The sequence below is a fragment of the Sphingomonas adhaesiva genome, assembly GCF_036946125.1.
Lineage (GTDB): Bacteria > Pseudomonadota > Alphaproteobacteria > Sphingomonadales > Sphingomonadaceae > Sphingomonas > Sphingomonas adhaesiva_A.
Window position 1 is genome coordinate 2,560,310 of the sequence record NZ_JAQIJT010000002.1, and the last position, 18,643, is coordinate 2,578,952.

Annotated in this window: 14 protein-coding genes; 9 read left to right on the plus strand and 5 right to left on the minus strand. The window is 70.5% G+C overall.

Annotation, left to right across the window (positions count from 1 at the left end):
* Nucleotides 1-153: 153 nt before the first annotated feature.
* Nucleotides 154-1,122: a LysR family transcriptional regulator gene (locus PGN23_RS18215; RefSeq protein WP_335304514.1), complete on the plus strand. Its 969-nt coding sequence runs from the start codon at nucleotides 154-156 to the stop codon at nucleotides 1,120-1,122.
* A 76-nt stretch (nucleotides 1,123-1,198) separates the two neighbouring features.
* On the opposite strand, the gene PGN23_RS18220 is transcribed toward PGN23_RS18215, so the two are convergent.
* Both PGN23_RS18220 and PGN23_RS18225 read right to left on the minus strand, forming a co-directional pair.
* Nucleotides 1,199-2,815 (minus strand): AMP-binding protein, encoded by a 1,617-nt coding sequence (locus PGN23_RS18220; protein WP_335304515.1) that lies wholly within the window; start codon nucleotides 2,813-2,815, stop codon nucleotides 1,199-1,201.
* Nucleotides 2,812-5,343: a TonB-dependent receptor gene (locus PGN23_RS18225; RefSeq protein ID WP_335304516.1), complete on the minus strand. Its 2,532-nt coding sequence runs from the start codon at nucleotides 5,341-5,343 to the stop codon at nucleotides 2,812-2,814. Before PGN23_RS18225 ends, PGN23_RS18220 begins: the two co-directional genes overlap by 4 nt.
* Nucleotides 5,344-5,462: 119 nt before the next feature.
* On the opposite strand from PGN23_RS18225, the gene PGN23_RS18230 reads away from it, so the two are divergent.
* Genes PGN23_RS18230 through PGN23_RS18250 form a run of 5 tightly spaced genes read left to right on the plus strand, consistent with a single transcriptional unit; the run spans nucleotide 5,463 to nucleotide 10,378 of the window.
* On the plus strand, nucleotides 5,463-5,762 hold the full coding sequence (locus PGN23_RS18230; RefSeq protein WP_335304517.1) for an SCP2 sterol-binding domain-containing protein: 300 nt from the start codon (nucleotides 5,463-5,465) through the stop codon (nucleotides 5,760-5,762).
* Nucleotides 5,753-6,964, plus strand: coding sequence for a serine hydrolase domain-containing protein (locus PGN23_RS18235; RefSeq protein WP_335304518.1), 1,212 nt, complete (start codon nucleotides 5,753-5,755; stop codon nucleotides 6,962-6,964). Before PGN23_RS18230 ends, PGN23_RS18235 begins: the two co-directional genes overlap by 10 nt.
* A 5-nt stretch (nucleotides 6,965-6,969) precedes the next feature.
* A complete protein-coding gene (locus PGN23_RS18240; RefSeq protein ID WP_335304519.1) occupies nucleotides 6,970-8,022 on the plus strand; it encodes a thioesterase domain-containing protein in 1,053 nt (350 codons plus the stop codon).
* Nucleotides 8,019-9,479, plus strand: a complete 1,461-nt coding sequence (locus tag PGN23_RS18245) for a lipopolysaccharide biosynthesis protein (RefSeq protein WP_335304520.1) — start codon at nucleotides 8,019-8,021, stop codon at nucleotides 9,477-9,479. The genes PGN23_RS18240 and PGN23_RS18245 overlap by 4 nt, the downstream gene beginning before the upstream one ends.
* Nucleotides 9,476-10,378: a hypothetical protein gene (locus tag PGN23_RS18250; protein WP_335304521.1), complete on the plus strand. Its 903-nt coding sequence runs from the start codon at nucleotides 9,476-9,478 to the stop codon at nucleotides 10,376-10,378. Before PGN23_RS18245 ends, PGN23_RS18250 begins: the two co-directional genes overlap by 4 nt.
* A 191-nt stretch (nucleotides 10,379-10,569) precedes the next feature.
* On the opposite strand, the gene PGN23_RS18255 is transcribed toward PGN23_RS18250, so the two are convergent.
* Nucleotides 10,570-11,310, minus strand: a complete 741-nt coding sequence (locus PGN23_RS18255) for a glycosyltransferase family 2 protein (protein ID WP_335304522.1) — start codon at nucleotides 11,308-11,310, stop codon at nucleotides 10,570-10,572.
* Between the two features lie 48 nt (nucleotides 11,311-11,358).
* Nucleotides 11,359-14,295, minus strand: a complete 2,937-nt coding sequence (locus PGN23_RS18260) for a TonB-dependent receptor plug domain-containing protein (protein WP_335304523.1) — start codon at nucleotides 14,293-14,295, stop codon at nucleotides 11,359-11,361.
* 143 nt (nucleotides 14,296-14,438) lie between these two features.
* Here PGN23_RS18260 and PGN23_RS18265 point away from each other — a divergent pair, with 143 nt between their 5' ends.
* Genes PGN23_RS18265 through PGN23_RS18275 form a run of 3 tightly spaced genes read left to right on the plus strand, consistent with a single transcriptional unit; the run spans nucleotide 14,439 to nucleotide 17,469 of the window.
* On the plus strand, nucleotides 14,439-15,740 hold the full coding sequence (locus PGN23_RS18265) for an extracellular solute-binding protein (protein ID WP_335304524.1): 1,302 nt from the start codon (nucleotides 14,439-14,441) through the stop codon (nucleotides 15,738-15,740).
* Nucleotides 15,737-16,618 carry a carbohydrate ABC transporter permease gene (locus PGN23_RS18270; RefSeq protein WP_335304525.1) on the plus strand — a complete coding sequence of 294 codons (882 nt, stop codon included), beginning with the start codon at nucleotides 15,737-15,739 and terminating at the stop codon, nucleotides 16,616-16,618. The genes PGN23_RS18265 and PGN23_RS18270 overlap by 4 nt, the downstream gene beginning before the upstream one ends.
* Complete coding sequence (locus tag PGN23_RS18275) at nucleotides 16,618-17,469, plus strand: carbohydrate ABC transporter permease (protein ID WP_335304526.1); 852 nt, start codon at nucleotides 16,618-16,620, stop codon at nucleotides 17,467-17,469. The genes PGN23_RS18270 and PGN23_RS18275 overlap by 1 nt, the downstream gene beginning before the upstream one ends.
* Here PGN23_RS18275 and PGN23_RS18280 read toward each other — a convergent pair.
* On the minus strand, nucleotides 17,459-18,538 hold the full coding sequence (locus PGN23_RS18280; RefSeq protein WP_335304527.1) for an ABC transporter ATP-binding protein: 1,080 nt from the start codon (nucleotides 18,536-18,538) through the stop codon (nucleotides 17,459-17,461). The genes PGN23_RS18275 and PGN23_RS18280 overlap by 11 nt on opposite strands.
* Between the last annotated feature and the right edge of the window lie 105 nt (nucleotides 18,539-18,643).

An 18,643-nucleotide genomic window follows, 5' to 3' on the forward strand; every position in this document is an offset into this window, starting at 1 on the left:
GCGGGTTCCCGACCGGCGGCACAGACGATAACCGGACGGGCGACCTCACCCTCGCCCGCGCCCGGCCTGTGAGCTGATCTATAGACGATGCCGATAGGTCTGGTATTTCGCTGGGATCTGCCGATGTCGGGTCGGCAGAGGAGAGGGGAAACCGTGTTCCATCCGGAGCTACGATTGTTACGCAGCTTCGCTGCCATCGCGGCGGAGGGATCGCTCACGCGCGCGGCGGAGCGGCTCAACCTGACCCAGCCGACGGTTTCGGGTCAGCTCAAGGAGCTGGAACAGGCGATCGGCCACCCGCTATTCCATCGCACGACGCGCAGCGTCGCGCTGTCGGTGCACGGCGCGCGGCTGCTGCCGCTCGTCGACGACCTCCTCGTCCGGGCCGAACGGCTGCGGCAGGAGGTCGAGGCGATGCAATCGGCCGATCGTACCCGGTTCCGCCTCGGCGCGGCGATGTACACGATGGACCTCCCCGAGCGCGTCGCATTGCTCGACGCCTTCGCGGCGGAGCATCCCGAGATCGGCTATTCGATCGACAACCGCTTGCAGAGCGCGCAGATCCCCGATCTCGTCGGTGACCGTCTCGACGTATCGGTCCTGCTGGGGATCAGCGCGCCGTGCGTGGAGCCGGGGATGGACGCGACGACGATCTACAACGAAACGCAATATCCCGACACGCTCGACCGGGTGGTATTGCGGCGCCAGGCGATGAACCTGCTGGTCCCGCGTGGATCCCCCCTTGAGGCCTGTCGGGTCATCCCGCGCAGCGCCTTGCGGGGGGTGCGCGTCGCGATGATCAACCATGAGCATGGCAGCGCGCTGACCGATCCGATCGAGGCATTCTTCGCCGATTGCGGTGCCGAGCTGGTGATCCCCGCCGAAGGAAACGCGCTGGCGGTCGAGCGCTATGCCGAGCGCCACGGCATCTGCGCCCTGGGGATCGGCTGGTTCCCGGTCCCACCCGGCCTGGCGCCGCGGGCGGTGGAGGGTCTGCATTTCTGGCTCGACTTCGCGGTCGTGCTGGGGCGCGACGCCAATCGCGCCGCTCGCCAGTTCTTCGCTTTTGCACGTCGCTGGCAGGCCGCGCGCGAGGCGACCGAGACAGGCCCGGTCGCCTAGGCCGGCCGGGATCGAGCGCCCGGCGGGGTGCCGATCGGCGGTGCTGCCGACCGGGCGGAGACGTCGCGAGCCGCGGCTACGTGGTGAACAGCGTGCGCAGCCGGACCAGATCGGGCTTGTAGTTCGCCAGCCGCGGGATGGTGTCGATGACACGGATGGTGCGGGGGATCATATGCTCCGCGGTGGCCAGCCCGACCGCGCGGCGCAGCGTCGCCGCATCGGGCGCCTCGTCGCCATCGTCCGCCACCACGACCGCGACGATCGCATCGCCCTCGCCGTCCACCTCGATCGGCAGGGCGACGGCATCGGCGATCCCCCCGCACGAGCGCAGCGCCGCCTCGATCTCGCCCAGGTCGGCCCACAGGCCATGGATCTTCAGCCGGCGATCGGCGCGGCCGATATAGTCGAACAGCCCGTCGTCGCGCATCCGCAGGAGGTCGCCCATCGGATACAGCCGCTCGCCGGGATGGTCCGGATCGGACAGGTAGCGCCCGGTGGTGAGCCGCCCCGCCTGCCAGCCCCCCGCCGCGAGCGTCCCCCCGACCAGCAGCTCGCCGATCGCGCCCGGCGGCGTCGGCCCGCCCGCCTCGTCGACCAGCGCCACGCGCTTGCCGGGCAGCAGATAGCCGACCGGCGCCACCCCGCCCTCGATCTTCGCCTCGTCGACGAACCAGGAAAAGACGAAGCCCGTCTCGCTGGCCCCCATGGTGATGCTGATGCGGCAATCCGCGGGCAGCTTCTCGCGCATCAACGCCAGATCAGGCGCCAGCGTGCGCTCGCCGTGCAGGTCGAGCACGCGCAGGTGCCGCACCGACCGCTCGACCCCCGGCAACCCGAAGACCATGCGCACGAACGACGGCACGAAGCTGAGGAAGGTGACACCCTCCTCCCCCATCACGCGCAGCGCCTCCATCAGGCCGGCGGTCTTCACGTCCACCAGCCGGATCGTGGCCCCGGTCGTCAGCGCCAGAAACGCGTCGCGCGAGCCGCCGGTGCTGAGCGATCCCAGCCCGATCAGCACGTCGTCCTCGTTGATGTGGAACAGGTCGACCTGCTGCGCCATCGTCGCCGATGCCGCATTGGCATAGGCGATGCCCTTGGGTCGCCCGGTGCTGCCCGAGGTAAAGATGACGTACATCGGTGCGTCCGGATCGCCCGGCGCCTCGATGCGGGCAGCGCCGGTGACCGCGGCGGGATCGAGCGTCAGCCGGGGCAGGTCGGCGGCGACGAAGCCGTCGTCATGCGCAGCGCCGGCCTCCACGATCAGCGCCACCGCGCCGCTTTCCTGCATGATCGCCGCCTTGCGCTCCAGCGGGTGGCCCGCGTCGAGCGGCACCAGCGTCCGCCCGACCGCCACGCACGCCATGACGATGATCGGCGCGGCCACCGTGCTGCCGACCAGCGAGGCGACCACCCCGCCCGGCGGAACGGCCGCGTCGATCCGCGCGGCGAGGCCATAGACGCGGTCGAGCATCTCGGCATAGGTCAGCCGCATCGTGCCGTCGTACGCGGCGACCTTGTCGGGCAGCCGGGCCACCACGCGCTCGAACGGGCGGATGCCGAGCAGCGTGTCGGCATCGGTCGCCATCGGCACATAGGGCCGGTCGGTCGGGCCGCCATGGTCGAGCGGCACCGGGCGATCCTCGATCCAGGTCAGCCGGGTCCGCGCCGTCCCGTCTGCTGCCGCCGTCATCGTGCCCCTCCCGTCATGATCGTCAGTTCGGCGCGTACCGCACGCGGCGATGCGGCGATATAGCTCGGCAGGCCGAACGACAGGCTGCCGGTGCCGATGTCGCGGACATAGCGCCGGTCGAGCAGGTTCGTGGCGAACGCATCGAGCCGCCAGCGACCGCGATCGGGCGCATAGCCCAGGTGCAGGTTCACGCGCGCGTACGGCGCCTGCGACGACTGGAACGGCAGCGGGGTCAGGAACGCGCCCGCGAACTGGGACAGGTCGCCGTTGCTGTTGTCGAAATAGATCCGCGAGCGCCACACCAGCGCGGGTTCGATCGACAGCGTACCGCCATGCCCCGGCACCGTGACCGTGCCGCCCGCTGCGGCCTGGTGATCGGGCGACAGGCGGAAGCGATTGCCCTCGTACAGCCCGTCACCGAAGCGCGCATGCGTATAGCCGTAGCTGGCGAACAGCCCCAGCGCGGGCAGCGGGTCGTAGCGGGCCGACACCTCGCCGCCCCAGGTATTGCCGCGCCCGGCATCGACCGAGACCAGCGTCGTGCCTTGCAGCAGCTCGGTCTGGAAATGGCGGTAGCGATACGCGAACATCGCGCCGTCGAGTCGCACCGTGCCGCGCCGCAGCTTCGCGCCGGCTTCGATCGAATCGACCGTCTCCGCCGCCAGGACGGAGAAGCGCGACGGAGCGCCGGGGGCTAGCGGCGGCTGCGGTGACAGCACCTCGGGGCGGCGTCCGCGCGCATAGGTGGCGTACAGGTTCAGCGACGGCGAGGCGGCGTAGCGCAGCGAGGCGCTGCCGCTCACCCCGGCGCGATCGATCGAGGCGCTGTCGCCGCTGCCCGCGGTCGGCTGGTACAGCAGCCCGAACTGCGGCACCGGATAGGCGGCCGAGGGCGGGATCGCCGCGGCGCCGGGCACCGACAGCGCCCCCAGCAGCGCATCGCGCACCACCGCGGGCTGCGTCAGCGCACCGAAGAAGCCTGCCAATACCGAGCGCTGCTCGATCACGGTGGCCAGGTCGCTGCGCTTGTCCGCCAGGGTGACGCGCATGCCGCCCTCGATCGCCAGCCGCGCCGCGGGCTCGAACCGGATGCTGGCGAACCCCTCGTAGAAGCGGGCGCGGCTGGCGCGCAGCAACCGCTCGCGATGGTTCGCCTGCAGGTTCGCGGCCAGTGCCGCGGCCTGTCCCGCCGGCAGCGCCACGCCGAACGCGCCCGCGATACCCGCAAGCTGCCCTGCGACCAATGCGGGGTTCCGATAGACCGCATTGGGCAGCAGCGCCGTGTTGCGGCGATCGAGGAACCCGGTCTGCAACGCCAGCAGGTCGCGCTCGTCGATCTGGGTCAGGATGTCCTGCGTCCCGCGCTCCTCGGCCACGCTCGCACCCAGGATCGCCGAGATGCCGCCGGTCGGCGCGTAGCGCACGCGGACCTCCGCGCTCAGCTGTCGTCCCCGCGTGATTTCGCCCGAGGCCGCGGTCAGCAGCGCGCTGCCGTCGAAATCGCCGACGAAGCTGGTGCGGAAGCGTGTCCACGCCGCGGTCGCGCTCACCCCCCAGTCGCCGCCCAGCGGCTGGTCGAGCAGCAGCGTCGCGCCGGCCAGGTCCCGGCTGCCGCCCAGCCCGCCGCGGGGGAAATCCGCGGCGACGTTCAGATAGGCGGGCGTAAAGGGGGAGGTGGTGCCCAGCGGCGCTCCGGTCGCGGGATCGGACGGCGCGAACGTGCCCGACTTGTACGACAGGCCGGTGAAACGGTCGCGCTGCACGTTGCCGATCAGGTCGATGGCGCCGCCGCCGGGCAGATCGGCATGGACCGCCCCGCGCACCGCGCCGATGCGGTTGCCGTTCAGATCGGGACCGCCCGCCAGGTTGCGGACATAGCCGTCCTCGCGCCGCGCGACGCCCGCGATCCGCACCGCCACCGCGGACGACAGCGGCAGGTTGACCATGCCCTCCGCGCGATACGCCTCCAGATCGCCGACGCCCGCGGTCACCCGGGCCGCAGCCGCGCGCGGATCGGCCTTGTTCTGCACCACGCTGATCGCGCCGGTCAGCGCACCGCGTCCGAACAGCGTCGGCTGCGGCCCCTTGACGACCTCGACCCGCGCCAGATCGTACAGCTCGAACAGGGCGGATTGCGGGCGCGAGACGTAGACGCCGTCCTGATAGACGGAGATTCGCGGCTCTGCGGTGACGTCCGCGGTGTCGGTGCTGATCCCGCGGATCACGATCGCGGGCGTGCTGGGATATTGCGTCTCGACGAACACCCCGGGTACGAATGCGGCCAGATCGCGCACGTCGCGGATCGCCAGGCCGCGCAGGTCGCGCTGGTCGAATCCCTGGACCGACAGCGGCACCTCCGCCTGCGTCTCGGGTCGTCCCGACGCGGTGACGATCAGGTCGTCCCCCGCGACCGCATCGCCGCCGGTCTCCTGCGCCCTGGCCGCCACCGGCGACAGCGCCAGCACGATCGCCGCGCCCATACCGCCGTACCCGCGCCCCAGCGCGGCGCGCCCCCGCCCCCTCTTCACGTCTCGTCCCCCCGGAATGCTCGTCAACGGCTCTTTATGACCTAGCGTCTTAAGGTCTACTTTCTTATGTGCACCTTGGGCATGGGCCGGCGCGGGGGCGTCGGACGGATGGGGGAAATATGGCCACGGTCGAGGAACTTACGTCGAAGTTGCGCGACGCGCTGTCGCGCCAGCCGGTGGCCTCGTCGCTGAAGGTCGACCTGGGCGAGGCCGGGGTGATTCGCGCCGAGGGGTTCGAGGTGACGAACGAGGATCGCGACGCCGCCTGCACGCTGGTGCTCGCCAAGGCGGACCTTGACGCGGTGCTCGCGGGTCATCTCGATCCGGTCGTGCTGATGAACGACGGGCGCATGCAGCTTCAGGGCGATCCCGCCGCGGCCATGGCGATGCAGCCGGTGCTGTTCGCGGCATGGCTGTAGCCGCCCCTACCGGGCTTTCCCCCACCAGGCTCGGCCGCCTGACCCGCGCGATGCGCGGCTATGTCGATCGCGGCGAGACGCCGGGGCTGGTGACGCTGGTGTTGCGCAACGGCGTGGAAGCGCATTGCGACGTGCTGGGCACGCTGGGCGACGAGGCCGCCACCCCGCTGCCGCGCGATGCGCTGTGGCGGCTGGGTTCGATGACGAAGGTCGTGACCAGCGTCGCGGCGCTGATCCTGCTGGAGGAAGGCGCATTGCGGCTCGACGACCGGGTCGCGCAATGGCTGCCGGAACTGGCCGGCGCGCGCGTGCTGACCGCGCCGGGTGCGGAGCTCGACTCGGTACGGGCCCCTGCGCGCGCGATCACCGTGCGCGACCTGCTGACCCATCGCGCCGGCTTCGCCAGCTACGCCATGCCGCAGGGACCGATCGGGCGCGCGGCGATGGCGCTGATGGCGGGCACGTCGATGCGGCCCGACCTCGCCCCCGACGTCTGGCTGGCGCGGCTCGCCGAGCTGCCGCTGATCCACGATCCGGGCGAGCGGATGGTGATGGGATTTTCCAGCGATGTGCTCGCGATCCTGATCGCGCGCGCCGCGGGCACGACCTTTCCCGATTTCCTGCGCGAGCGCATCCTGGCGCCGCTCGGCATGGACGACACCATGTTCTGGGCGGGCGACGACGCGATCGCGCGGCTCGGTCCGGCGCTGACCGTCGGGTGGCTGAACAACAAGCGCACGGTGCACGATCCCGCGGCCGGCGGCTATTTCAGCCGTCCGCCCGCGCATCCCTCCGGCGGCGGGGGGCTGCTGTCGACCGCAGACGACTTCGCGCGGTTCGGCGCGATGCTGCTGAACGGCGGGCGGCTGGGGGACGAACGCATCCTGTCGCGCAAGACGGTGGAGCTGATGACCACCGACTTCCTGACCCCCGAACAGCGCGCGATCCCCTATTTCGCCACGCCCTATTGGCGCGACCGCGGGTTCGGACTGGGCGTGTTCGTCACCGACGACGTGGCGGCGCGGGGCGCGCCGGTATCGGTCGGGCAATATGGCTGGCGCGGGGCGTTCGGCACCTATTGGTTCAACGACCCGCGCGAGCGGCTGGTCGCGGTGCTGATGCTGCCGGTCAGCTGGCCCGCCGTCATCCCCCCGATCCTGGGCGACTTCGAAACCCTGGTCTATCAGGCGATAGAGGATTGAGCGCGGTGACCCAGGCCCCCTCCCCCGCCGACGCGATGCTCGACGTCCTGCGCGGTTGCTGGCAGGCGACGTTCCGCGACCTGCCGTTCGAGCCCGACCTGCCCTGGGCGGGGAGCGGCGCGGATTCGCTGCGCAGCCTGCACTTCATGCTGCGGCTGGAGGAGGCGCTGGCGCGCCCGCTCGCGCTCGACCTGCTCGAACAGGACATGACCGCGCGGCAGCTGGCGGAGCGGCTGGTGCGCGAGGAGGCGCAAGCGACCGACGACGACACGCCGCTCGTCTTCCTGCTGCCCGGCTCGCTGGGCGATCAGCCGCAGCTCGCCGCCTTCCGCCAGCACCTTGCGGGCACGATCCGGTTCGAGACCATGCGCTTCCCCGACGTGGGCGACGACATGAGCGTCATCGGCGACATCCCCGCGACGGCGCGGCTGCTGGTGCCGGTCGTGCAGCGGCGGCAGCCCGACGGCCCGGTGCACCTCGCCGGCTACAGCTTCGGCGGGATCGTCGCGGTCGAGCTGGCGCACCAACTCGTCGTCGCCGGCCGGCGGATCGGCTCGCTGACCCTGCTCGACCCGTTCCTGCGCCACCGCGCCTTCCGCGCGATCGAGGCGGCGCAGGACGGCGAGACGGTACCGCGGCTGGTCGGCGGCAATCCCTTCGCCACGGCGGACGGCGGGCGGCTGGCGCTGCTGGTCGACAAGGCAGCATTCGGCATCCCGCTGACGCTGGGCGCGCTGGGGCTGGCGCGCCGCGCGCTGCTGCGCGGTGCCGGGCGGCTGTCGCCGGAGACGTTGTTCTGGCGCCGCCAGCGGCTGATCCAGCGGCTGCGCGGGCGCGCGCTGCGTCGCTGGCGACGTCGGACGATCGACGCGCCCGCGCTGCTCGTCCTCAGCGATGAGGCGCACCGCCACTTCGACGCCGGCGAGTGGGATCCGCTGGTGCCGCGCCGGCAGCGGCTGGACGTCGGTGGCAAGCACGTCACGCTGTTCCGCGCCGAGGCGCTGGCGCGGATCGCGCCGGCGATGACTGCGATGGTGACGGGACGGGAGCCCGCGTGAGCGACGCCGCCGCGCGCACGATCGCGGGCAGCGCCTTCTGGTCCTATGCCGGGACGATCGTCGAGCGCATCGTCCGCTTCGGCGTCTTCGTCGTCATCGCGCGACTGGTGACCCCGGCGGAGTTCGGCGTGGTCACGCTGGCGGCGATCGTTACCGCGCTGATCCAGGATCTGCTCGATGCCGGGATCGCGCGCGCGCTGGTGCGACAGCGCGAGGTCGACGACCGGCTGTTCGACACCGCCTTCTGGAGCGCCAACGCGCTGGGCGCGCTGCTCAGCCTGGCGATCCTGCTGGTCGCCTGGGGCTTTGCCGACGTGATGCGTCCCGCGGCGCTCGCCCCGGTGCTCGCCGCGCTGGCGATCATGCCGCTGATCGCGACGGCGGGATCGATCCACGCGGCGCGGTTGACGCGCGAGATGGGTTTCAAGGCGCTGTCCGTCCGGCTGATCGCGGCCAGCCTGCTGTCGGGCGCGCTGGGCGTGGCGCTCGCCTATCACGGCTGGGGCGCGTGGGCGCTCGTGCTGCGCATGCTGGCGTACCAATCGTTGCAGACCGCGACCTTGTGGATCGCGTGCCGCTGGCGACCGCGCCCGTTCGTCGCGCCGGCGCTGCTGCGCCCGCTGCTGCCCGACAGCCTGCGGTTGATGGGGTCGAGCGCGCTCAATCAGCTGAACGCGCGCGGCTTCGACCTGGTCGCGGGCATCGTGCTGGGCGCGGTCGCGATCGCGACCTTCCGCGTTGCCGGCCAGACGGTGATGCTGGCGGTGGAACTGACCGCGGGACCGATCTCCGCCGTCGCCTTCGCCGCGCTCGCGCGCCAGCGCGACGATCCGGCACGCGCGGCGGAGACCTTCCTGCTGCTGGCGCGCATTTCCGCCATGCTGATCTTCCCGGTGTTCTTCGGGCTCGCCGCGGTCAGCGACCTGCTGTTCCCGCTGATGTTCGGCGACCAATGGGGCGAGGCGGTGCGGATCATGCCGCTGCTGTGCCTCATGAGCCTGCCGATCCACTTCCAGATCATGCTGCTGGCCGCGCTCTACGCCGCGGGGCGGATTGATCGCATGCTCCACTGGCAGTTGGCGCAGGGCGTCGCCACGCTCGCGTCGATGGTGCTCGGCGCCCCCTTCGGCCTGATGGGGGTCGCGGTCGCCGCATCGGTGCACATGTACCTGTTGCTGCCCTATGGCGTGCGGCTGATGCGGCGCGACAGCGCGACCGACCCCCGGCTGCTGGCGCGCGCGACCTGGCCGCATCTGGTCGTGGCCGCGATCATGGGCGTGACCGTGCTCCTGGCGCGTCATCTGCTGGCGGGCGTGCTGCCGCCGCCCGCGCTGCTGGCCGCCTGCGTCGCCTCCGGGGTGGCGGTCTGGGCGCTGTTCCTGCCCGCCACCGCGCCCGACCTGCTCGTCCAGGCGCGCGACGCGCTCAACATGCGCCGGCGGGGGGCCAAACGATGACCGATCATCGCGAGACCATCGACATGACCGAGACCGTCCCTGCCCTCGTGGACCGCATCCGCGCGCATATCGAGGCGCGCTTCGCCCCGGCGACGATCGACGAGCGGCCCTTCCCCCATCTCATCATCGAGGATTTCTTCCCCGCCGACGTCTACGACCGGCTCGTCGCCGGCAATCCGTTCCGGCGCAATGCCGGCAGCGTGTGGCGCGACGCGGCGGACGCATCCAACGTGACCGCGCGCACCCCCTATCAGGCGCGCCGCCAGATCAACTTCCACGCCGACGAGCCGTTCGACGCGCCGCCCGACGATCGCGCCTTCTGGGACGCGATCCGCGACGTGTTCCTGGCCGACGACTGGTTCCCCGGGCTGATCTTCGCCAAGGCGCCCGAATATTTCCGCCACCGTTTCGGCAATCTGATGGACGATCCGGGGGTCGCGCGGCATTTCCGGCGCGAACTGTTCCTGCAACGCCACGAACCGGGTTTCCACATCGGCCCGCACACCGATATTCCGACACGCGTCTTCACCTGCATCTTCTCGCTGCCGCGCGAAACCGGGTGGGAGCGTTTCGGCACCGAGCTGCTCGAACCCGACGACCCTTTGGTCCGCTGCTGGGGCAACGACCATCATCCCGTCGAGGGGTTTCACGTCAGCAAGCTGGCACCGTATCGGCCCAACAATTTCCTGCTGTTCCTGAAGACGCGGCACTCGTTCCACAGCGTGGCGTGCACCGACGAGAGCGTGCCGGACCAGCGATACGGGATGCAGTTCCAGTTCTACGAACCCGCCGGCGGGCTGTTCACCGACCTGTCGGCGCCCGATCTGATGACGGTGCGGCATCGCCCCGGCGCCGCACGCCGTTCGCTGCGCGCGATGCTGGGCTGGCGCCGGGGCTGATCGCGGAGCCTCGACAGGTCATTCTGGTCTGGTCATGCCCGGGCCGGCCGTCGCTGCCGCTGGACGTCCGCTTCCCGCTATCGCTCGGGACCGCGGAGAAGCCGCCGGTGGAGCCCGGAGCCGCCGGATGCCCGGCCTACGCCATGGGCGACGGCATCTCGAGCGGCGGGTGGCGCAAACGTGCGCTCACCTCAAGCGGGCTCGGGCTCGCGATGCTGCCGGAAGAGTGGATGCGACAGGACGCGGCGCGCGTTTTCGGCACCGATCGTGACGTCGGCGACCAGGCGATGCCCGGCGACCGTGCGATACAGCGCGACCGCCGCGTCGATCCGGCGAAACGTCGCGCCCGATGCGGCGGCGCGCGTGTAGAAATCCCAGTCGTTGCAATTGTGAAAGGACGGATCGAACCCGTCCACCCGCCGGACCACATCGCGCCGGACGATCGACCACGACGGCCCGATGACCCCGCCGTGCGACAGCGCGACGCGAATGTCGTCGCCCCACCAGCCGCATTCCGGCTCGCCGGGGTGACCGTCGCCCTCGACGCGTCGGAAATGGCCGCAGACGATATCGGCCTCCGCACTCGCGCGCAGCAACGCCACCGCCGCTCCGGGCAGCCATAGGTCATCGCTGTCGAGGAACGCGATCCAGGGCGCCCGGCACAGCGCCGCGCCCGCGTTACGCGCGTTCGACGCCCCGCCGTTACGCGGCAGCAGCACCGCGACGACACGCCCCGCGCCGGCGCGCGCCAGGGCGTCGATCACCGCGGCGCTATCGTCGCTCGACCCGTCGTCGACGACGATCACGCGCGTCGGTGCATGCTCCTGAGCCAGCACGCTGGCCACCGCGTCCGCGACGACATGCGCGCGGTTGTGGCAGGGGATGACGACATCGTAATCGGGCAGGACCGGGCGGGTGGCGGCGGAATACATCGATCCCTTATGTGCGGTGCAGCATGAACCGGCAAGGCGGTGGCGCCCTCATCGTCCACCGGCCAGATTGATGCGTGCGCCAGCGTACACATACCGCCCGACCGGGGAGATCGGCACGTTGGTTTCGAACCCGATATCGGGGCGCTGGTCCCCCAGGTTCGTGGCGCCGACATAGAAGGCGAAGTCCTTGCCCGCGCGCCACTCGACCTGGAGATCGTGCTGCCACAGCGCCTTGAAGCGGAAGTAGCGCGGATCGACGAAATCCGGGCGTCCGTCGGTTTCCACCCGCGTGAAGCGGCGCGTCGCGCTCTGCCAGCGAAGATTGTAGGCGATCGTCACCGCATCCAGCGTCCAGGTGGGTGAGAAGGTGGCGTTGTAGGCCGGCCGGAACGGCTGGTCGCGATTGTCGATCACCGCGGCACCGGGCAGCGGGATCAGCTCCAGCGTCGCGAGATATCCGCCGACCAGGCGCAGGTCGAACCGCCCGGCCGCGGCGGTGTCGACCAGGTAGCTGGCGTTCACCTCCAGCCCCGACGTGCGGAACGCGGCGACGTTCTGCGGCGAGACGGTATAGCCGCTGATATAGCCGGTCCCCTGTCTGCGGGTGATGGCGGCGCAATAGGGATTGTCGGTCGAGGCCAGGTCGACGCACAGCCGCGCGAGCTGGGTCGGGGTGGCGCGATTGATCGCGTCACGCAGCCGGATATCGTACCAGTCGACGCCGATCTGCAGCCGCGGCAGGAAGCCGGGGCGCAGCACCACGCCCGCGGTCCATGTCCGCGCCACCTCCGCGCGCAGGTTGCGATTGCCCGACTCGATACCCACGATGCTGACATTGCCGTCCGGGTTGCTCGCCTGGCTGAAGGTCGCCGGATTGCCCCCCGCCGCGGTGATGAGCGCGCGGCAATTGGCGTCGCGGAACTGGCTGCCCTGCCCGCGTTCGGACACGTAGCAGGGGTCGGAGATGAAGTCCTGCAGCCCGGTCGCGGGGCGGAACACCTCCGCGATATTGGGCGCGCGTACCGACTGTCCGTAGGAGCCGCGGAAGCTGATGTCGGCGACGGGCGCCCAGATCGCGTTGAACTGATACGCCTTGGTGCCGCCCACCGTCGAATAGTCCGAATAGCGACCCGCCGCGCCGAAGGAGAGCAAATGCGCGAACGGCATGTCGCGCAGCAGCGGCACGTTCAGCTCGCCGAAGACCTCCCGCACGTCGAAGCTGCCGTCGCTCGGCGTCGGCACCACCGGCTCGTCGAACTGGTAGAAGACACCGTCCAGCAACGACTGCGCGGGGCGAAAGCGACTCGACTCGCGGCGATATTCGCCGCCTACCGCGAACTGCACCGGGCCGCCGGGCAGGGTGAACAGCGCGCCGAAATCGCCGGTCAGCGTGGCGTTGACGACATGTTGCTCGATGCGCGCGTCGCTGACCGGATCGAACAGGAAATAGCCGAACGACCGCGGATCGGCGACCGTGATGCCGAAGGTGTTGACCGGCAGGCACCCGGCCGCCCGTGCCGCGGCGGAGCGGCAGACGATCTGGCCGGTGCCGCTGTCGCGCACCGCGTCGAGCGCGGCGGTGAAGCGGTCGGCCAGACGGTCGTTCAGCTTCGTCGCGCGTACGTCGGTGCGCCCGTAGGTGTAGGAGACATCATAGCCGGCATGTTCGCTGATCCGCCCTGCCACATCGACCACCCCGCGCCAGGTCCGGCGGCGATCCTCCTCGCCGCGACGCGGCAGGTCGAAGTTGTTGCGGTTGATGAAGAGGGTCGTGTCGCCCGCCTCGCGCGCGGCGGCCAGGAGGGCGGCGGGGATGAACGGATTGTCGAGCGTGATCGGCGCGCCATAGCTGCCGAACGGATCGCTGTACGTGCCGCTATAGCTGCCGAAGGTTCGCGCGGTCACCTCGACGAACTTGCCCTCCAGGCTGATCTTGAACGCGTCGGAGACGTCGAAATGCGCCAGCGCATTCACCGCATGGCGGCGCGTGAGCGGCAGGATGTCGCCGATATACCCCGCCACGGGCGAGTCGTCGCCGCCCTGCGAATAGTCGAAGGTGCGATCCTGCGTGCCGAAGGTGTAGGGCTGGCCGTCTCCGCGGTAGAAGCGCCCCCCGATCTTGAAGATATTGGCATAGGAGCCGCCCGGATATTCCACGCCGTCGATGAAATAGCTGCCGGCGTAGCGATTGTCGGTCTGCGGTATCCGGGCGAACGAGCCCGGCTGGCCCGCGACATAGGCGTTGTTGTTGACGAAGAAGACGCGCTCGTTCGAGCGGAGATAGGCGCGATCGTCGTTGGCGAGCGGATCCTCGGCATTGAATTCGTAGCCCAGCGTTACATTGCCGCGGCCATCGGCGAAGTTTCGGCCCGCGATGATCGAGGCGAAGCGGTTTCCGGCGTCGCCGCGTTGCGAGATACCCGCCTGAACCCGCGCCGCGACGCCGTCGAAGTCGCGCTTCAGGATGAAATTGACCACGCCCGACACGCCGTCCGCGCCATAGATCGCTGAGGCCGACCCGGTCAGCACGTCGACCCGCTCGATCAGGTCGGTCGGGATGGCGTTGATATCGACCGCGGCGGTGTTGACCAGGCTGGCGACGTGACGGCGGCCGTTGACCAGCACCAGCGTGCGGTTGGTGCCCAGCCCGCGCAGGTCGAGCAGGTTCAGCCCCGCCTGCCCGATCAGGCCCTCCTGCGAATTGCCGGCGCTGCGTGTCGCGTCCTGCGAATTGGTCAGCGCGGGAATACGGCGCAGGAACTCGGTGACGTTGGTGTTGCCCGATTGCTGCAATCGCGCCGCGTCCACCGACACGATCGGGTTGGGCGCCTCGTAATCGGGGCGCCGGATGCGTGATCCGGTGACGACGATATCCTCGGACGCGGCCGTCTGCGCCGCCGGCGCCGCCTCCTGTTGCGCCGCCGCGCGGATCGGCACCGTCACGACCCACGCAGCGCCCGCCAGCAGCGCCGTACGCACCATCATCGCCGTCAGCATCCCTGTTCCCCCTCTGGCGCGGTCGGTTGGTACGGTGACCGCCTTGTTCTTTGTTATTCTGTCAGAAAACGACATGGCGTCATTGGTTGCATGCTGGCAACACGAGGTGTGATCCGCGACCGTACCCAAGCATGATCGCCGTCGATCCGCCCGCCTTCCGGCCGACGCGTCGCGCTGTGCTAGGCGGGGGCGCTGTGCTGGGCGGGGGCGCGGTGCTGGGCGGGGGCGCGGCCATGGCGCTGGCGTCCTGCGCCACCGCCTCGCCCGCGCCGCTCAGGCTGTGGGCGATGAGCTACGAGGGCGACTATTCGCCGCTGCTGATGCCCGCCTTCACCCGCGCGACCGGCGTATCGGTGGAGGTGCAGTCGCTGCCCTGGACCGCCGGCCACGAGAAGCTGCTGACCGCCTTCGCGGGCGACGCGCTGCCCGATGTCATGATGCTGCCCGCGGGGTGGGTGAACGAGTTCGCGACGATCGGCGCGCTCGCGCCCGTCGCCGACGCCGCGCTGGTCGACGACCTGTTCCCGGGGCTGCGCGACGCGGTCCGGGTCGGCGGGCGCGACTTCGCCGTTCCCTGGTCGGTCGGGCCGCAGGCGCAATTCTATCGCCGCGACCTGCTGGCGGCGGCGGGCTATGCCGCACCGCCGCTCGACTGGGCATCGTGGCGGGCGATGGGACGGGCGCTCAAGCGGCGGCGGCCCGACGAATGGGTCTTCCTGATGCCGCTCAACTGGTGGGACGCGCTCTTCACCTTCGCCGGGCAGACCGGCGCACGGATGCTGCGCGATCGCAACACGCGCGGCGACTTCGACGCGCCCGAGTTCGCCGCCGCGCTCGGCTTCTACGCATCGCTCTATGCCGACCGCCTCGCGCCGCCGATGCTGTCGACCGAATTGCAGGATCCGTTCGCGGCCTTCGCACAGGGACGGTTTGCGATCTACCCGCGCTCGCCCGCGATGCTGCTCGACCTGAAGCGGCGCGCGGGCGAACTGCCGCGCGATCGCTGGGGCGTGGCGCGGATGGCGGGGCCGCGCGGTCCGGCACCCGGCAGCGGGATCAGCGCGACGCTGGCGCTATCGGCACGGTCGTCGCGCGCGAACGACGGCTGGGCGCTGATCCGCTACATGACCGACGTCCCGGCGGAGCTGCGCTTCCAGCGGTTGATCGGCAGCCTGCCCGCGCGGCGGGCGGCCTGGACCGCGCCGCAGATGCAGGCGGACGTGCTGGCCCCGTTCCGCGCCCAGATGCTGCAACCCGCCCCAGGCCCCGCGATCCCCGAATGGGAACGGATCCGCATCGAGGTGCAGCTGGTCGCGGAACGACTGGTCCGCGGCGACCTAACGCTGGCGGAGGCGATGCGGACCATGAACGTGCGCGCCGATGCGATCCTCGCGAAGCGGCGCGAGCTGGTCGATGCGGGTGCGATCGCATGACCCGGCAGGAGCGCGCCGCCTGGCTGTTCGTCGCGCCCGTCCTCACGATCATCGCGCTCGTCTTCCTGCTGCCGACGCTGCTCGCGCTGGCGCTGGGGGTCACCGACTACAGCATCTACGCGCTGGCCGACTGGTCCCATCTGCGCTTCGTCGGGCTGGGCAATTTCGTCACCTTGTTCCACACCCCGCTGTTCTGGCGCGCTCTGACGAATACCGCGCTGTTCGCCGCGCTGGGCGTACCAATGGCGATCGGCACCTCGCTCGCCGCCGCGCTGCTGCTGAACGATGCGACGGTGCGGTGGAAGCCGTTGTGGCGTGTCGCGCTGTTCGCACCCTATGTCACCAGCGTCGTCGCCACCGCGACGGTGTGGCAATATATGCTCAACACCCGCTTCGGGCTGATCAATCGCGCGCTGGCGTGGGTCGGGGCGGGGCCGGTCGACTGGCTGGGCGATCCGCACGCCTCGATCCCCGCGATCCTGCTGTTCGTGACGTGGAAGATCTTCGGCTACAACATGATCGTCTTCACCGCCGCGCTGTCGGCGGTGCCGCAGGACCTGATGGAAGCCGCGCGGCTGGACGGGGCGTCGCGATGGGAGCGGTTTCGCCACGTCACGCTGCCCGCGATCGGCCCGACGCTGTTGCTGGCCGCGGTGATGAGCGTGGCGGGTTTCCTGCAATTGTTCGCGGAACCCTATGTCATGACGCAGGGCGGCCCGGCGCAACGTACGACGACGGTGCTGTACTTCATGTTCGACGAAGGCTTCAAATGGTGGAACCTGGGACAGGCGAGCGCCGTGGCGCTGATCCTGTTCCTGCTGATCCTGGCGGTCACGCTGGTGCAGGCACGGATCGGGCGCCGCTACGAATGGCTGTGATGCGCCCCCGTTTCGTGCGCGGCGTCGTCGCCAACACGCTGGTCGCGCTGTTCACGCTCGCGACGCTGCTGCCGCTCGCATGGATGGTGACGGTGTCGTTCATGCCGCGCGGCGAGGCGAGCAGCTTTCCGCCGCCGTTCTGGCCGTCGCGCTGGTCGTGGGAAAATTACTACGAGCTGTTGGTGCGGCGCGAGATCGACGGCGCCTTCTTCGACTACCGCGTTCTCCCCGCGCTCTGGAACAGCCTGGCCGTGGCGGCGCTGGCGACGCTGCTCGCGCTGTTGCTGACGGTGCCGGCCGGCTATGCCTTCGCCAAGCTGCGCTTCACCGGGCGCGAGCGATTGCTGCGACTGCTGATCGTCAGCCTGGTGGTGCCGGGACAGGTGGCGATGCTGCCGCTGTTCCTGATCTTCCGGGAGCTGGGGCTGGTGAACAGCTATGCCGGCGTCATCCTTCCGGGGCTGGCGGGCATCTTCGCGGTCCTGTTCGTGCGACAGGCGACGCTGGCGATCCCCGACGAGATGATCGACGCCGCGCGACTGGACGGGGCGGGCGAGCTGCGCATCTTTGCCACGATCGTCTTGCCGCTGCTGGCGCCGATCGTCGTCACGCTGGCGCTGTTCGTGTTCCTGGGCAGCTGGAACGACTTCCTGTGGCCGCTCATCATCCTGACCGATCAGGACAGATACACGCTGCCCGTCGCGATCGCCGCGATCGGGCGCGAACATGCAGCGGAAGGGGAGCTGATGATGGCGGCGGCGGTGGTGACGACGCTGCCGGTGCTGGCGATCTTCCTGGCGTTGCAGCGGTATTACATGACCGGCATGCTGGGCGGCAGCGTCAAGGGATAGCGGGCAGCGCGCGGCCGGCGGCGTCGAAGACGTGGACCAGCGACGGCGCGATGTCGAACGACAGCGGCTCGCCCAGCACGACGCGGCGATCGGCGGGCAGTTGCGCGACCATCGTCTGCGCGCCGCCCGGCGTGCCCAGATGCGCGAAGGACAGCGGCCCCAGCCGCTCGAACAGCTCGACCGCGCCCGTCACGACGCCGCGCGGCGCCGGCACCAGATGTTCCGGGCGCAACCCCAGCGTGACGGGCGCGCCCGCCTCCGCCCGCACGGCGGCGGGAACGTCCGCGCCACCCGGCAGCCGGATCACCGCGCCGTCCGCATCGGTGCGCAGCACCCGGCCGGCGACCAGGTTCATCCCCGGCGACCCGATCGCCCGCGCCACCGCGAGCGTCGCGGGACGCTCGTAGAGGTCGATCGGCGTCCCGACCTGCTCGACCCGTCCCTCGTTCATCACCACGATGCGGTTCGCCAGCGTCATCGCCTCCAGCTGGTCGTGGGTGACGTAGATCATCGTCGCGCCCAGCGCCGCGTGGAGCCGCGCGAATTCGTGCCGCATCCGTACGCGCAGCGCCGCGTCCAGATTGGATAGCGGCTCGTCGAGCAGCAGCACCTGCGGCCTGCGGACAATCGCGCGGGCGATCGACACGCGCTGGCGCTGCCCGCCGGACAGGGCGCGCGGGCGCCGGTCGAGCAACTCCTCCAGGTCGAGCGCCGCGGCCACCTCGCGCACGCGCGCGGCGACCTCGGCACGGGGTCGCCGTGCGACGCGCAACGGAAAGGCGATGTTCTCCGCGACGGTCAGGTGCGGATACAGCGCATAGGACTGGAACACCATCGCCAGCCCGCGCTCGGCCGGCGCGACATCGGTGACGTCGCGACCCGCGATCACGATGCGCCCGGCGGTGGGTTGCTCCAGCCCCGCGATCAGCCGCAGCAGGGTCGATTTCCCGCATCCCGACGGTCCGACGATGACGACGAACTCGCCCGCGTCGATCGACAGGTCGGTACGATGCAGCACCTCGCTATCGCCGAAGCGCTTCGTCACTCCCTCGATGATGACACCGGACACGATGTCCCTCCCGCCCTGTCGTCCCGCATCCGGCGTAGTCCCGCATTCGGCGCTCCTGCACAAGTCGGCGCCAAAGGTCGGGGCGACATCATCTTTTCCTGCCCA

Coding starts and splice junctions, on each gene's coding strand:
- PGN23_RS18220 (WP_335304515.1), bottom strand. CDS start 2,815: ATGACGGCGGCAGCAGACGGGACGGCGCGGACCCGGCTGACCTGGATC.
- PGN23_RS18230 (WP_335304517.1), top strand. CDS start 5,463: ATGGCCACGGTCGAGGAACTTACGTCGAAGTTGCGCGACGCGCTGTCG.
- PGN23_RS18235 (WP_335304518.1), top strand. CDS start 5,753: ATGGCTGTAGCCGCCCCTACCGGGCTTTCCCCCACCAGGCTCGGCCGC.
- PGN23_RS18250 (WP_335304521.1), top strand. CDS start 9,476: ATGACCGATCATCGCGAGACCATCGACATGACCGAGACCGTCCCTGCC.
- PGN23_RS18255 (WP_335304522.1), bottom strand. CDS start 11,310: ATGTATTCCGCCGCCACCCGCCCGGTCCTGCCCGATTACGATGTCGTC.
- PGN23_RS18260 (WP_335304523.1), bottom strand. CDS start 14,295: ATGATGGTGCGTACGGCGCTGCTGGCGGGCGCTGCGTGGGTCGTGACG.
- PGN23_RS18265 (WP_335304524.1), top strand. CDS start 14,439: ATGATCGCCGTCGATCCGCCCGCCTTCCGGCCGACGCGTCGCGCTGTG.
- PGN23_RS18270 (WP_335304525.1), top strand. CDS start 15,737: ATGACCCGGCAGGAGCGCGCCGCCTGGCTGTTCGTCGCGCCCGTCCTC.
- PGN23_RS18275 (WP_335304526.1), top strand. CDS start 16,618: ATGCGCCCCCGTTTCGTGCGCGGCGTCGTCGCCAACACGCTGGTCGCG.